Genomic DNA, 15,974 nt, shown 5'->3' with positions numbered 1-15,974 from the left:
GTCATCGCTACACTACCACTACATTCCTTTGCGAAGAACAATTACCAGGTTTTACCAATGTTAAACTGGAACTGTTCCGCTTTGTCTCCATCGTACTTCTTGAACGGTTGGGCGTAGGAGAAAACCAACGGCCCCAATGGGGACATCCATTGTAACGCGATACCCGCAGACATACGGATATTATTCGGATCGCTGTAGTCTGGCACGCCAAGTGCACGAGTGTCGGCAGTGTTCTGCCAGTTCGTATCCCACACGGTACCCATATCCCAGAAGAAGGAGGTACGCACCGAGTTAGCATATTTATCGCTGATAAACGGCGTAGGTGTGATGAATTCCAGGCTGGCTACAGCCATGGCGTTACCGCCGACTGCATCGTCTGATTTACACAGCGCAGCGCCCGTACACTCTTCGTAGTTGTCATTATTGTCTCTATCGCCAGAATAAGCCCCGTTCTTATAGACGGCTTTCGGGCCGATAGTATTGGACTGGAAGCCACGCACGGTGCTGGAACCACCCGCGTAGAAGTTCTCATAGAACGGCATCTCTTTACTGCCTATGCCATCACCATAGCCCAGCTTGGTACGTCCCAGAACCACCCATTTGTGGTCGTCATCGATCGGCACATAGGTCGCCGTATCCAACGTCGCTTTATAGTATTCGTTATCAGAACCCGGAACAGTCACTTTACCGTTCAGGTTGACACGCGTACCTTCCGTAGGGAAATACCCACGGTCCAGCTTGTTGTAGGTCCAACCGTAGTTGAAGGTAAAGTCATCTGCGGCAAAGCTGCTGGTATCATCTTGTCCCATTGAATCAAGATAACGATCCATCGCAATCTGCGGCTGCATGTTGGACAGTTTGTTATGCACATAACCCAGGCCTGCGCGCAACGTGTTGTATTCGTTGACCGGGAAGCCCAGCGTTACGTCCGTACCATAGCTTTTGTTGGTATAGTCGGACAGATCTGCATCATCTGCCTCAAAGTCGTTATAGAAGACACGACCACCGAGACTCACACCATCGACGGTGAAGTACGGGTTGGTGACAGACAGCTCAGTATAGGTCTGATAGTCGTTTTTGGTGCCGCTAATCCCGACTGAATAACCGGTACCTAACCAGTTATCCTGCTGAACGCCCGCCTGGAAGCTTACGCCACTTTCAGTGCCGTAACCCACACCGAAGTTAAAGCTACCGGTGTTGCGTTCTTTCACCTTATAGACCACATCAACCTGATCAGGACTGCCCGGAACACGTTGAGTATCGGTATCGACAGTTTCAAAGTAACCCAGACGGTTCAGACGCTCTTTACCCTGGTCAACCAGATCGCTGCCCAACCAGGCGCCTTCCATCTGGCGCATTTCGCGGCGCAGTACGGAATCTTTCGAAGTGTCATTACCTTCAAAACGGATCTTACGCACATAGAAACGGTTACCCGCATCCACGTTTACACGCAATTTAACGGTTTTGTCTGCATCGTTGATTTCAGGCTGCGACTGTACACGCGGGTAGGCATAACCATAGCGTCCCAGAAGCTTCTTGATATCATCTTCCATTTTGGTCACTTTGGTGCCGTTATAGAGTTCACCCGGTTCGATTTTCGTCAGGGTCTCAATTTCGGCAGAGTGTCCAGCCAGGTTACCACTCACCTGGACCCCAGAAAGCTTGTACTGCTCGCCTTCTGTGATGTTAACGGTGATGTAGATACCTTTTTTATCCGGCGTCAGGCTAACCTGCGTGGAATCGATATTGAAGCGAGCATAACCGCGATCCAGATAGTAACTGCGCAGGGTTTCAAGGTCGCCGGCCAGTTTCTGTTTCTGGTATTTACGATCGCCCACCACGTTCCACCACGGTACTTCATCGCGTAGTTGGAAGTGAGAGATAAGCTCGTCGGTTGTGAAGGCGTGGTTGCCGACGATATTGATCTGTTGGATCTTCGCCGAAACGCCTTCCTGGAAGACCAGTTTGAGGTCAACGCGGTTACGCGGCAACGGCGTTACCACCGCTTTCACACTGGCGCTGTATTTACCGACGCTATAGTAGAAATCTTCCAGGCCTTTTTCGATATCGGCAAGCGTTGTGCGATCCAGAGACTCGCCAACACGTACGCCAGACGCCTCGAGGTTTTGCTTCAGCATGTCATCTTTTACCGATTTGTTACCGGAGAAAGTGATGCTGGCAATCGTCGGACGTTCTTTTACCTGAACCAGAAGGGTATCACCATCGCGCAGGACGCGGACATCCTCAAAGTTACCGGTGGCGAACAGAGCACGAATGGTATTACTGATATCTTCATCATTAACCGTGTCGCCTGTGCGCACCGGCATACTGAGGAGAGCCGCACCAACGGCGACTCGCTGTAGGCCTTCGAAATGAATGTCCTTCACTACGAACCCTTCAGCACCGTATACGGTGGCGCTGCTAAACAGCAGCGACGCTATGAGCAACTTTTTCATCGCCATCGTTATTATGCGTTCTTCCTAACACTCTCTTACAACCGAGAGAAATCATTGAAAAGTGCAAGCCCCATTAACAACACCAGCAAGATAGAGCCAATGCGATAACTAAAGTCTTGAACCCGCTCGGATACCGGACCGCCCTTCAGCTTTTCAATCGCCAGGAACAGCAGATGCCCCCCGTCAAGAACGGGCAACGGAAACAGGTTAATTATCCCTAAGTTCACGCTGATAAGCGCAAGGAACATCAGGTAATAAATAACCCCGAACTCCGCTGACATCCCAGCCCCCTGGGCGATAGAAATCGGCCCACTGAGGTTGTTCAGTTTTACATCACCGGTAATCAATTTTCCCAGCATACTGACCGTTAGCTTCATCAACTGCCACGTTTTATCCGAGGCTTCGAGGATGGCGCTGAATGGCCCATACTGGCGTACAGTCTTATACTCATCAGGCAGAGGGATAATTTTAGGCACTACGCCCGCAAAACCTTCGGCCTTTCCGTTACCCGGTTTTGAATCCGGGGTTAACGTCAAAGACAAGGAATTCCCTTGTCTTTCAATTTCTAGCGCTAGCGGCTTATCAGGATTATCGCGCACCAACGTCACGAACGTCATCCATTGCGTCAGCGGCTGACCATTGACTTTAACGATCCTGTCGCCAGCTTGCAAACCCGCCTTACTTGCCGCGGAGTTAACCTGCACTTCTGACAGCACCGGTTCAATCTGCGGACCACGTGGACGAATGCCCAAACTAGAGACGGGATCCTCTTTGTCTGGCTCAAATGCCCAATGGCGTAAATCCAGCGTTTTGTCCTGTCGCTGGTTACTGCCAAACTGCGCCACGCTGATGGTCGTATGCTCATCGCCAATTTTGGATACCAGTTGCAATCGGACGGTATCCCAATCAGGGGTTTCGATACCATCAACCGCTTTTAGTTCCGTACCTGGCTGAATTTGCGCCTGGGCAGCAATCGAGTTGGGTGTTATTTCACCAACAACCGGGCGAACGCCAGGGACACCGATGATAAAGACCAGCCAGTAGGCAAAAATAGCGAAGAGGAAATTTGCAATCGGGCCTGCAGCAATAATGGCCGCGCGCTGCCCAACTGTTTTATTGTTGAAAGCGTAGTGGCGCAGCTCCGGTACAACTGGTTCAGCGCGCTCATCCAGCATTTTGACGTAACCGCCGAGGGGGATTAAGGCGATAACGTATTCCGTACCCTGTTTATCGGTACGGCGCCAAAGCGCTTTTCCAAAGCCAATGGAAAAGCGCTCGACGCGGACTCCGCAGCGCCGTGCAACCCAGAAATGACCAAATTCATGCACGGTGATAAGTACACCAAGTGCAACGATGAATGCAGCCAGATTCCAGAGAATACTCAGCATAAGACCATCCGTTAGAGCGTCCTGAATACCAGTAACAACAGGCAAGCAAAGACCGGCACCGCAGCCGTCAGGCTGTCAATACGATCCAGAATACCACCGTGTCCTGGGATTAAGTGACCACTGTCCTTAATACCTGCTTCACGCTTAAACATACTCTCGGTCAGGTCACCCAGCACGGAGGCCAGGGCTGCAACGATGGAGCAAATGAGCAAGGTGACAGGCGCAACTTCAAGATTCGCCCACATACCATAACCCCACGAGATTACAGCTGCAGTGGCAAGTCCGCCAATAAAACCCTGCCAGGTTTTACCAGGAGAAACCTTCGGCGCCAGTTTATGTTTGCCAAACATCTTACCAAACATATACGCACCTGAATCCGCTCCCCAAACGAGGATCATGACATAGAGCAGCCATAGCGCGCCACTATAATGATTCTCATCATAGTGCCAGGCACGTAGCGCCAGCATTCCCCAAAAGAAAGGAACAATGGTTAACACGCCGAAAATTATGCGTAATGTTTTGGAATTACGCCAGACCGAGGCTGAACCGGGGTAAAACAGCACCAGTAATAGCGCCACGGCCCACCAGCCCAGCGACGCCCAAAGCGACACCTCAACCAGCGGTTGGTGAATGTTATGATGATACTCAGGCAGCAAAAACAGCATCAGTGCCAGCAATAGCCCGCACAAAACCGCCAACCAGACTCGCTGTGTACGAGTGGCAAAACCGCTTAACTGTCCCCATTCCCACGCGGCCAGCATACAGACGACCAGCGTAACAATGGCGAACCCCACCGGCGGCAACAAAAACAACGCCGCGATGACAACGGGTATTAAAACAAAAGCAGAAATCAGGCGATACTTCAGCAAAAGCGACCCCCATCAGGCTTTTTCATCACCGGGCTCGGTGCCGCCGAAACGACGCTCACGATTAGCAAAGGCATGTAGCGCACCTTCAAAGTCTTGTTCATCGAAATCGGGCCAGAGAACATCCGTAAAGTAAAGTTCGGCGTAGGCAATTTGCCACAACAAAAAATTACTAATTCGATGCTCTCCCCCAGTCCTTATCACTAAATCCACAGGAGCCAGCTCATGCATACAAACTTGCTGACCAAGCATCTCTTCATCAATTTGCTCCGGACGCAACAGACCTTCCTGCACCTGTTGTGCCAGTTGCCTGACGCCCTGGACAATATCCCACCGTCCGCCGTAATTCGCGGCAATATTCAGCGTTAACCCGGTATTCTGGGCGGTAAGCGCTTCCGACTTGCGAATCCGTTCTTGCAAACGTGTGTTAAATCGACTGATATCCCCAATAATACGCAGGCGCACGTTATGGCGGTGCAGGTTTTTCACTTCGCTATCAAGTGCCCACACAAACAACTCCATTAACGCACTGACTTCCTGCGCTGGTCGGTTCCAGTTCTCACTGCTAAAGGCATACAGCGTTAACGCATCAATACCGTTATTGGCAGCAAAAGAGACAGCCCGGCGGACGGATTTTGCTCCGGCCTTATGCCCAAAGGCGCGGATCTTCCCTTGCTTTTTCGCCCAGCGGCCATTGCCATCCATGATAATTGCGACATGGCGACAACCATGTGCTGGCAAATTTTCGCTTAATGGTTTAGTTGCAGACAACATAACGCGTTTTTAGTCCCTGAAAGGATTATACGGTACTCAGGAATACTGAAGCCTTTGCGCTTCATCCTTCAGGCTGCCTCTTCGTTGGCTGTGCTTATTCGCCCCTGTCACATACTATTTGTATGCTCCAGGGAACTCATTCACTTGCCGCCTTGATGCAACCTGAATGATTTTGTGCATCCACAAAAAAGCCGTGTCAAACCACGGCTTACCCGATCGAAAAAAAGCAAATACCTGCGATCGGGTGGCGCAGACTATATCACTGAAGCCCAACGCTAACAAATAGCACGATCCCCCACAGGGGGATTATCATCAGCTTGAGAGTCGTGTCACTTGTTTTGTCGCGACATCTCTGGCGATAGCATCGACCCTCAGCACATCATCAACGCTCTGCGGTTCCTGCAAATCCATCTTATCCAGTACGGATAAATTGAGATCGGCGATATCCGTAAATCGAATCTGCTGCGCCAAAAATGCGGCAACAGTAATTTCATTCGCGGCGTTCAGCGCAGTTGTCGCAGCCTGTCCTTGCTCAAACGCGTCCATCGCCAGTTTCAGGCACGGATAACGCTGATAATCAGGTGCGGAAAACGTCAGCGCACTGAGTTTGCAAAAATCGACAGGCTTAACGCCAGAGCTCACACGTTCCGGCCATGCCATTGTATGGGCGATAGGTGTGCGCATATCAGGCTCACCCAACTGGGCCAGGACGCTACCATCCTGATAACGGACCATCGAATGAATAACCGACTGTGGATGGATCAGCACTTCCATCTGACTTGCACTGGCATTAAATAGCCAACGCGCTTCAATGTATTCCAGACCTTTATTCATCATGGTGGCGGAGTCGACAGAGATTTTTCGTCCCATCGACCAATTCGGATGACGGCATGCCTGATCGGGTGTCATTAGAGCCAGATCGTGCAATGGCGTTTCGCGGAAAGGGCCACCAGACCCGGTAAGCAGAACAGACACAACGCCGTTTTGCTCAAGGTCAGCGTATCCCAGATTGTGTTGGATAGGTTGCGGTAAACTCTGAAAAATCGCGTTATGTTCGCTATCTACCGGCAAAAGCTGCGCTTTATGGCGTTTCACGTCGTCCATAAACAGACGTCCGCAGGTTACCAGAGACTCTTTATTCGCCAGCAAAATGTTTTTGCCCGCGCGGATTGCCGCAAGTGTTGGCAACAAACCTGCCGCGCCGACTATCGCCGCCATAACCTGATCGACATCATCCAACGCAGCCATATCACAGGCAGCCTGCTGCCCGCACATAACCTCGGTGCGACTTCCATGATCCCGCAATGCGGCTTTCACCAGCGCTGCACTTTTTTCGTCATCCATCACCGCGTAACGGGGGGAAAACTCCAGACATTGCTCCACCATACGGGCGACATTTTTACCCGCTACCAACGCAGCAACACGAAATTTATCCGGGTTATGACGTACTACATCGAGCGTACTGCAACCAATAGAGCCGGTTGAGCCCAGGATGGTTAATTGCTTCATGAGACATCCAGAAGAATTGAGACAGGATAAAAAAGCAAAACGCCGCCATCCAGCCTTCTCAGGCCTTCTAAGCGGCGTTTTTAGCGTACAGGCGAATCAGAACTGCATCAGTTCCGCTTCTTTCTCTGCCAGCGCCGCATCAACTTTCTTGATTGCAGCATCGGTCAGTTTCTGTACGTCGTCCTGAGAACGGCGATCGTCATCTTCGCTGATCTCTTTATCTTTCAGCAGCGCTTTCACTTTGTCGTTGGCATCACGGCGTACGTTACGCACAGCAACACGCGCGCCTTCAGCTTCACCACGTACGATCTTGGTCAGATCTTTACGACGCTCTTCGGTCAGCGGTGGCAGCGGAACGCGGATGTCAGAGCCCGCTGAGCTTGGGTTCAGACCGAGGTCGGAAGCCATAATCGCTTTCTCAACAGCAGGACCCATAGAGCGGTCAAACACGTTGATTTTCAGGGTACGGGAATCTTCAACCGTTACGCTTGCCAGCTGGCGCAGCGGAGTCGGCGTGCCGTAATATTCCACGATAATGCCATCCAGCAGGCTGGGAGAAGCACGACCCGTGCGAATTTTGCTGATTTGATTTTTGAATGCTTCGACGCATTTGTCCATGCGTACTTCAGCATCTTTTCTGATATCGTTGATCACGTTACGAATCCTTGAAAGCTTGTTTCAGTCAGACCATACCCACTACGCAAGGTGTGACAAGTATAGTCTTGATTAATTTTGAGGGACGTATCCCGCGACATTAAAGCGGAATATTACCTGCATTTAGCCGCAACGGGAATTATTCCGTGATTAACGTGCCTTCTTTTTCACCCATCACAACGCGGCGCAACGCACCCGGTTTGTTCATGTTGAAGACACGAATCGGTAATTTGTGGTCACGAGCCAGCGTGAACGCAGCCAGATCCATCACTTTCAGTTCTTTATCCAGTACTTCAGCATAGGTCAACTGTTCGTACATGGTTGCTGTTGGATCTTTAGCCGGATCGGCGGTAAACACACCATCAACTTTAGTGGCTTTCAGAACCACATCCGCTTCAATTTCAATACCACGCAGGCAGGCTGCGGAGTCGGTAGTGAAGAACGGGTTGCCAGTACCAGCGGACAAAATAACCACGCGGTTGTTACGCAGCAGACTGATCGCTTCTGCCCAGCTGTAGTTATCACACACGCCGTTCAGAGGAATTGCGGACATCAGGCGAGCGTTCACATAGGCGCGGTGAAGCGCATCGCGCATCGCCAGACCGTTCATTACGGTGGCTAACATGCCCATGTGGTCGCCCACAACGCGGTTCATCCCTGCTTTCGCCAGACCAGCACCACGGAACAGGTTACCACCACCGATCACTACGCCAACCTGGATTCCCAGCTCGACCAGCTCTTTGATTTCCTGAGCCATACGGTCAAGTATGCTTGCATCAATACCGAAGCCTTCTGAACCTTGCAGAGCTTCGCCACTTAACTTAAGCAGAATACGTTTGTAGACGGGTTTTGCATTGGTAGCCATGTTTCTTTCCTGAGACTGTCAACGAATGAGATGAGTTAATTCCAGCGACATTGTATGTCGCTTTTCAGCCTTACCACTATAGCGCTTAGCTGAATTTACAAGTCGGACGCAAAAAGAAGCCGCCCTCAGGCGGCTCCTTTTAAAATTAAGACTGCTTGGACATCGCAGCAACTTCTGCTGCAAAGTCAGTCTCAACTTTCTCGATGCCTTCACCCACTTCGAAGCGGATGAAACCAGTTACATCAGCGTTGTGCTCTTTCAGCAGCTGAGCAACAGATTTGCTCGGTTCCATAACGAAAGGCTGACCAGTCAGAGAAACTTCGCCGGTGAATTTCTTCATGCGGCCTTCAACCATTTTCTCTGCGATTTCTTTCGGCTTACCAGACTGCATCGCGATGTCCAGCTGAACCTGGTATTCTTTTTCTACTACTTCAGCAGAAACGTCTTCCGGCTTAACGAATTCTGGTTTGCTTGCGGCGATGTGCATTGCCAGCTGTTTAACCAGTTCTTCATCAGCGCCAGTTGCAGCAACCAGAACACCGATACGAGCACCGTGCTGGTAGCTACCCAGAACTTCGCCTTCCAGGGAAGCAACACGACGGATGTTGATGTTCTCACCGATTTTAGCAACCAGAGCAACACGTTCTTCTTCGAACTGTGCTTTCAGAACTTCAACATCAGTGATTTTGCCAGCAACGGCAGCGTCCAGTACTTTGTCAGCAAATGCCTGGAAACCAGCATCTTTAGCAACGAAGTCAGTCTGGCAGTTAACTTCCAGAATGAAAGCGATATTGCCGTCGATTTTGGTTTTGATTACGCCGTCAGCAGCAACGTTGCCTGCTTTTTTCGCTGCTTTGATAGCACCGGACTTACGCATGTTTTCGATTGCCAGCTCGATGTCGCCATTAGCTTCAGTCAGTGCTTTTTTGCAATCCATCATGCCTGCGCCAGTACGCTCACGCAGCTCTTTTACCAGGGATGCGGTAATTTCAGCCATTCTAAAATCCTCGGAAGATTTGATCTGCCCGGCATGAAACCGCACAGATTTAAAAGTGAAAAAGGGGCCTGAAGGGCCCCTAACCAAACGTGATACTACCTGGTTTATAAGGGGGCTCTAACGAGCGTGCCTTATTATTCAGCTTCTACGAAGCTTTCTTCCGCCTGGGAAGCCAGATCCTGAGAACGGCCTTCACGAACGGTAGTAGCTACAGCGCCCAGGTACAGGGTCACAGCACGGATTGCGTCGTCGTTACCCGGGATAACGAAGTCAACACCGTCCGGATCAGAGTTGGTATCAACGATAGCAAATACTGGGATACCCAGGTTATTTGCTTCTTTGATAGCAATGTGCTCGTGGTCAGCATCAATTACGAACAGAGCGTCCGGCAGGCCGCCCATGTCTTTGATACCGCCCAGGCTGTTTTCCAGTTTCTCAAGCTCACGGGTGCGCATCAGCGCTTCTTTCTTGGTCAGCTTTTCGAAAGTACCGTCCTGAGACTGAGTTTCCAGATCTTTCAGACGTTTGATGGACTGACGAACAGTTTTCCAGTTAGTCAGCATACCGCCCAACCAGCGATGGTTCACGAAGAACTGATCGCAGCTGTTAGCAGCGTCTTTCACCGCTTCGCTTGCAGCGCGTTTAGTACCAACGAAAAGGATTTTACCTTTACGAGCAGAGATCTTGTTCAGTTCAGCCAGAGCTTCGTTGAACATCGGTACAGTTTTCTCAAGGTTGATGATGTGAACTTTGTTACGCGCACCGAAGATGAACGGCTTCATTTTCGGGTTCCAGTAACGGGTCTGGTGACCGAAGTGAACACCAGCCTTGAGCATGTCGCGCATGGAAACAGTTGCCATGATTAAAACCTCTATATATAAAAGTTGGGGTTAAGCCTCCACGCATCCCATATTACCGACCCCAAAGGGCACCCCGGAATATGTGTCGATACGTGTGTGTTGTTACACAAAGTGAGATTTGTCGCTCCCGTCCATCGTGTGTAGTCTTCGAATGGATCGGAAGTCCGGCGCGCTTTATACCACAAATACGCCACCGACACCAATAATTGTTGGCGGTCTGTGCTGTATTGAACAATGAATTTCGTGTTACAAACAGGCGGCAAATTTTTGAATCCCCGGGAGCTTACGGCCAGTAAGTGACTGGGGTGAAAAAATGTAGCCAACGCATCTGTGGCACGAAAGGCGAAGTTCAGAATGATTCTCAATTTGGCAGGGTACACTCCAGACTGATACCATTGACGGCACTTACACAATTATTGTCGAAATAATCGACACTGATGGACAGAATTCATGGCTATCTCAATTAAGACTCCTGAAGAAATCGAAAAAATGCGCGTCGCTGGCCGTCTGGCAGCCGAAGTGCTGGAGATGATCGAACCGTTTATCAAACCGGGCGTGAGCACCGGCGAGCTGGATCGCATCTGTAACGACTACATCGTGAATGAACAGCAGGCGATTTCCGCGTGCCTGGGTTATCACGGTTATCCGAAATCCGTGTGCATCTCTATTAATGAAGTCGTGTGCCACGGGATCCCGGATGACGCTAAGCACCTGAAAGAGGGTGATATCGTCAACATCGACGTCACCGTGATTAAAGACGAGTACCACGGCGATACGTCCAAAATGTTTATCGTCGGTAAACCGACCATTCTTGGCGAGCGTCTGTGCCGCGTAACGCAGGAAAGCCTGTATCTGGCGCTGCGTATGGTAAAACCGGGTATTCGCCTACGTACCCTGGGTGCTGCAATTCAGAAATACGCAGAAGGTGAAGGCTTCTCTGTAGTACGTGAATACTGCGGCCACGGTATCGGTCGCGGCTTCCATGAAGAACCTCAGGTCCTGCACTACGATGCAGACGACGGCGGCGTGGTACTGCAGCCGGGCATGACCTTCACCGTAGAACCGATGCTGAATGCCGGTGATTACCGCATCCGCACCATGAAAGACGGCTGGACGGTGAAAACCAAAGACCGCAGCTTGTCTGCTCAGTACGAGCATACTATTGTGGTAACGGAAAACGGCTGTGAAATTCTGACATTACGCAAGGATGACACCATCCCGGCAGTCATCACACACGACGCATAATTTTTTGCCTGATGGCGATGCTCCTGCATCTTATCAGGCCTACAAATTACACCTTTACTCAAAATCATTCGAGTTGCCTCAAGGCGGCAAGAGAGTGAATCTTCAGGAGCGTACATAAGTACGTGACTGGAGTGAACGAGCGCAGCCAACGCAGAAGCAACTTGAAGGATGAAGAGTAAATACGTAGGCCGGATAAGGCGTTCACGCCGTCATCCGGCTTTTTAATGGGTGGCGCACAATGAATACTCTTCCTGAACAGCACGCAAATACTGCCCTCCCCACCCTGCCTGGCCAACCGCAAAACCCAGGGACATGGCCACAGCACGACCTCAACTGTACCGGCATTAAAGCTCATATCGATAATTTCCAGCACTGGTTGGGGGAAGCATTTGACAGCGGAATTTCCGCTGAACAGTTAATCGAAGCCCGCACCGAATTTATTGACCAGTTGCTGCAGCGCCTGTGGATTGAAGCAGGTTTCGGTCAGATTGCCGATCTGGCGCTGGTTGCCGTTGGCGGCTACGGGCGTGGTGAACTGCATCCACTTTCCGATATTGACCTGCTGATCCTTAGCCGTAAAAAACTGCCTGACGCGCAGGCGGAGAAAGTCGGCGAGTTATTAACGCTATTGTGGGATGTGCGGCTGGAGGTAGGACACAGCGTGCGTACACTGGAAGAGTGTCTGCTGGAAGGACTATCAGATTTAACCGTCGCCACCAACCTGATTGAAACACGACTGCTGATTGGCGACGTCGCGTTGTTCCTTGAGCTGCAAAAGCATATTTTCAGCGAGGGTTTCTGGCCATCCGATAAATTTTACGCTGCCAAAGTAGAAGAGCAAAATCAACGCCATCAGCGCTATCACGGCACCAGCTACAATCTGGAGCCGGATATCAAAAGCAGTCCAGGTGGACTGCGCGACATCCACACCCTGCAATGGGTCGCCCGCCGTCATTTTGGTGCCACGTCGCTGGATGAGATGGTCGGTTTCGGCTTCCTGACGCTGGCGGAGCGCGCCGAACTGAATGAATGTTTGCATATTCTGTGGCGGATCCGCTTCGCATTGCATCTGATCGTGAACCGTTACGACAACCGTCTGCTGTTTGATCGACAGCTCAGCGTGGCTCAACGCCTCAATTATGGCGGTGAAGGCAATGAGCCTATCGAGCGGATGATGAAAGACTATTTCCGGGTCACGCGGCGAGTGAGCGAACTGAACCACATGCTGCTCCAGTTGTTTGACGAGGCGATTCTCGCCATGCCGGCCGATGAAAAACCGCGCCCAATTGATGACGACTTTCAACTGCGTGGCACATTGATTGACCTGCGCAATGACGACCTGTTTATCCGCGAGCCCGAGGCCATTTTGCGGATGTTTTATATCATGGTACGCAATAGCGCGATCACCGGAATTTACTCCACCACACTGCGTCATTTGCGTCATGCCCGCCGTCATTTAACGCAGCCGCTGTGCTACATTCCGGAAGCGCGCTCGCTATTTCTCAGCATGTTGCGCCATCCGGGCGCAGTGAGTCGCGGCCTGCTGCCGATGCATCGTCACAGCGTGTTATGGGCCTATATGCCGCAATGGTCGCATATAGTCGGTCAAATGCAGTTTGACCTGTTTCATGCTTATACAGTGGATGAGCACACTATCCGAGTCATGCTGAAACTGGAAAGTTTTGCCAAGGAAGAGACCCGCCAGCGTCATCCGTTGTGTGTGGATCTGTGGCCGCGCTTGCGTCAACCGGAACTCATTCTGATTGCTGCGCTGTTCCACGATATCGCCAAAGGTCGTGGCGGCGATCACTCTATTCTGGGGGCTCAGGACGTACTCAAGTTCGCCGAATTACACGGACTCAACTCCCGCGAAACGAATCTGGTTATGTGGCTGGTACGCCAGCATCTGCTGATGTCGGTGACCGCTCAGCGCCGTGATATTCAGGACCCGGAGGTGATTAAGCAATTCGCCGAAGAAGTACAAACGGAGCACCGTTTGCGTTTCCTGGTCTGCCTTACCGTCGCCGATATCTGCGCCACTAACGAAACGCTATGGAATAGCTGGAAGCAAAGCCTGTTGCGCGAATTATACTTCGCCACGGAAAAACAACTGCGTCGTGGAATGCAAAATACACCGGATATGCGCGAGCGTGTGCGCCATCATCAGCTTCAGGCGCTGGCGTTATTGCGGATGGATAACATTGATGAAGAAGCGCTGCACCATATCTGGTCACGCTGTCGAGCGAACTATTTCGTGCGCCACAGCCCAAATCAACTGGCCTGGCATGCGCGTCATCTCTTACAACATGACCTCAAAGAACCGCTCATTCTGCTTAGCCCGCAGGCAACGCGTGGGGGAACGGAAATCTTTATCTGGAGTCCGGATCGCCCGTATCTGTTTGCCGCCGTTTGCGCCGAACTGGACCGGCGTAATCTGAGCGTCCACGATGCGCAGATTTTCACCACCCGCGATGGGATGGCGATGGATACGTTCATTGTGCTGGAGCCGGACGGCAGTCCGCTGTCGTCAGACAGGCACGAAGCGATCCGTTTTGGGTTGGAACAAGCCATTACTCAACGCAGTTGGCAGCCACCGCAACCGCGTCGTCAGCCGGCAAAATTACGCCACTTTACTGTCGATACTGAGGTCACCTTTTTGCCGACCCATACCGACCGTAAGTCATTCCTCGAACTTATCGCACTCGATCAACCAGGACTACTGGCGCGGGTCGGGCAGATTTTTGCCGATCTGGGAATTTCGCTGCATGGCGCCCGAATTACAACTATTGGTGAGCGAGTAGAAGATTTATTCATAATCGCCACCGCCGACCGGCGTGCCCTTAATAATGAGCTGCAGCAGGAAGTACATCAACGGTTGACAGAGGCCCTCAATCCAAACGATAAAGGGTAATGTTTTTATTTATTATGGAAAGAGTTTAACAATGCAGCAGTTACAGAACGTTATTGAGTCCGCTTTTGAGCGTCGTGCCGACATCACTCCGGCGAATGTGGATACCGTAACCCGTGAAGCGGTTAATCAGGTTATTTCTTTACTGGATTCCGGTGCACTGCGAGTCGCAGAAAAGATTGACGGCCAGTGGGTCACCCATCAGTGGCTGAAAAAAGCGGTCCTGCTCTCTTTCCGTATTAACGATAATCAGGTTATCGATGGTGCGGAAAGCCGCTACTTCGATAAAGTGCCAATGAAATTTGCCGACTACGATGAAGCACGCTTCCAGAAAGAAGGGTTTCGCGTGGTTCCGCCTGCGGCCGTGCGTCAGGGGGCATTTATCGCACGTAACACCGTGCTGATGCCGTCTTACGTTAACATTGGTGCGTATGTTGATGAAGGTACGATGGTTGATACCTGGGCGACCGTAGGTTCTTGTGCGCAAATCGGTAAGAATGTTCACCTGTCCGGCGGCGTTGGCATCGGCGGCGTACTGGAGCCGTTACAGGCTAACCCGACCATCATCGAAGATAACTGCTTCATCGGTGCGCGTTCGGAAGTTGTGGAAGGCGTGATTGTCGAGGAAGGCTCCGTTATCTCCATGGGCGTGTACATCGGCCAGAGCACCCGTATTTACGATCGTGAAACAGGCGAAGTGCATTATGGTCGCGTACCGGCAGGTTCTGTTGTCGTTTCCGGCAACCTGCCGTCGAAAGATGGCAAATACAGTCTGTACTGCGCGGTGATCGTGAAGAAAGTCGACGCTAAAACGCGTGGCAAAGTGGGTATCAACGAACTGTTACGTACCATCGACTAACAGCAATTTGAAAAAGCGGGCTTAGCCCGCTTTTTTTACATCTGCGGGTGGCATAAACAAGGCTTTTCGTTAATTATTCAATGGTTATAGTGAGCTTAAGGGTACCGCTATGTATGACAATCTGAAAAGTCTGGGCATTACTAATCCTGAAGAGATCGATCGTTACAGCCTGCGGCAAGAAGCCAACAACGATATCCTGAAAATCTATTTCCAAAAGGATAAAGGCGAGTTTTTTGCCAAGAGCGTGAAATTCAAATATCCCCGTCAGCGTAAAACAGTGGTCGCCGATGGCATAGGTCAGGGCTACAAAGAAGTGCAGGAGATCAGTCCAAACCTGCGCTATGTGATCGACGAGTTGGATCAGATCTGCCAGCGCGATCGCAGTGAAGTCGATCTTAAACGCAAGATCCTCGATGATTTACGTCATCTGGAAAGCGTCGTGACCAATAAGATCAGCGAAATTGAAGCCGATCTGGAAAAACTGACGCGCAAATAAGCCATCATATCTTCAGGCCAGGAAACTGGCCTTTCTAAAAAAATATCACACACCCACACTCCCTTTAATTTACTCATCATTTCATTATCCATAAAGA

The 15,974-nt window shown here is 51.0% G+C and carries 13 protein-coding genes; 4 read left to right on the top strand and 9 right to left on the bottom strand.

The window, feature by feature from the left end; all coding sequences use genetic code 11:
- Positions 1-41 precede the first annotated feature (41 nt).
- The 9 genes from bamA to rpsB form a co-directional block, all read right to left on the bottom strand.
- On the bottom strand, positions 42-2,462 hold the full coding sequence (gene bamA, locus NNO02_RS11140; protein ID WP_202039452.1) for an outer membrane protein assembly factor BamA: 2,421 nt from the start codon (positions 2,460-2,462) through the stop codon (positions 42-44).
- A 29-nt stretch (positions 2,463-2,491) separates the two neighbouring features.
- Positions 2,492-3,844, bottom strand: coding sequence for a sigma E protease regulator RseP (gene rseP, locus NNO02_RS11135; RefSeq protein WP_271441998.1), 1,353 nt, complete (start codon positions 3,842-3,844; stop codon positions 2,492-2,494).
- 11 nt (positions 3,845-3,855) lie between these two features.
- Complete coding sequence (gene cdsA, locus NNO02_RS11130; RefSeq protein WP_048212646.1) at positions 3,856-4,713, bottom strand: phosphatidate cytidylyltransferase; 858 nt, start codon at positions 4,711-4,713, stop codon at positions 3,856-3,858.
- Between the two features lie 12 nt (positions 4,714-4,725).
- Complete coding sequence (gene ispU, locus NNO02_RS11125; RefSeq protein WP_040230029.1) at positions 4,726-5,484, bottom strand: (2E,6E)-farnesyl-diphosphate-specific ditrans,polycis-undecaprenyl-diphosphate synthase; 759 nt, start codon at positions 5,482-5,484, stop codon at positions 4,726-4,728.
- Positions 5,485-5,796: 312 nt separating this feature from the next.
- The gene (ispC, locus tag NNO02_RS11120; protein WP_271441999.1) at positions 5,797-6,993 is read right to left on the bottom strand and encodes a 1-deoxy-D-xylulose-5-phosphate reductoisomerase; all 1,197 of its coding nucleotides are present in this window, start codon (positions 6,991-6,993) and stop codon (positions 5,797-5,799) included.
- Positions 6,994-7,089: 96 nt separating this feature from the next.
- A complete protein-coding gene (gene frr / locus NNO02_RS11115; RefSeq protein WP_005132113.1) occupies positions 7,090-7,647 on the bottom strand; it encodes a ribosome recycling factor in 558 nt (185 codons plus the stop codon).
- A 139-nt stretch (positions 7,648-7,786) separates the two neighbouring features.
- Complete coding sequence (gene pyrH / locus NNO02_RS11110) at positions 7,787-8,512, bottom strand: UMP kinase (RefSeq protein WP_005132114.1); 726 nt, start codon at positions 8,510-8,512, stop codon at positions 7,787-7,789.
- Positions 8,513-8,657: 145 nt separating this feature from the next.
- A complete protein-coding gene (tsf, locus tag NNO02_RS11105; RefSeq protein WP_005132116.1) occupies positions 8,658-9,509 on the bottom strand; it encodes a translation elongation factor Ts in 852 nt (283 codons plus the stop codon).
- Positions 9,510-9,643: 134 nt separating this feature from the next.
- A complete protein-coding gene (gene rpsB / locus NNO02_RS11100; RefSeq protein ID WP_005132117.1) occupies positions 9,644-10,369 on the bottom strand; it encodes a 30S ribosomal protein S2 in 726 nt (241 codons plus the stop codon).
- A gap of 450 nt (positions 10,370-10,819) precedes the next feature.
- Here rpsB and map point away from each other — a divergent pair, with 450 nt between their 5' ends.
- From map to NNO02_RS11080, 4 genes are all read left to right on the top strand, one after another.
- Positions 10,820-11,614 carry a type I methionyl aminopeptidase gene (map, locus tag NNO02_RS11095; protein WP_271442001.1) on the top strand — a complete coding sequence of 265 codons (795 nt, stop codon included), beginning with the start codon at positions 10,820-10,822 and terminating at the stop codon, positions 11,612-11,614.
- Positions 11,615-11,852: 238 nt separating this feature from the next.
- Entirely contained in the window at positions 11,853-14,525 is a 2,673-nt protein-coding gene (gene glnD, locus NNO02_RS11090) for a bifunctional uridylyltransferase/uridylyl-removing protein GlnD (RefSeq protein WP_271450060.1), read from the top strand.
- Between the two features lie 31 nt (positions 14,526-14,556).
- Entirely contained in the window at positions 14,557-15,381 is an 825-nt protein-coding gene (gene dapD / locus NNO02_RS11085; RefSeq protein WP_039030312.1) for a 2,3,4,5-tetrahydropyridine-2,6-dicarboxylate N-succinyltransferase, read from the top strand.
- A gap of 109 nt (positions 15,382-15,490) precedes the next feature.
- Positions 15,491-15,877, top strand: a complete 387-nt coding sequence (locus tag NNO02_RS11080; protein ID WP_005132126.1) for a DUF3461 family protein — start codon at positions 15,491-15,493, stop codon at positions 15,875-15,877.
- Positions 15,878-15,974 lie beyond the last annotated feature (97 nt).

This window comes from Citrobacter sp. Awk 2, from assembly GCF_028069815.1.
Taxonomy (GTDB): domain Bacteria; phylum Pseudomonadota; class Gammaproteobacteria; order Enterobacterales; family Enterobacteriaceae; genus Citrobacter.
The sequence above is the reverse complement of the archived record's forward strand: the minus strand, read 5'-3'. Positions and strand labels throughout refer to the sequence as shown.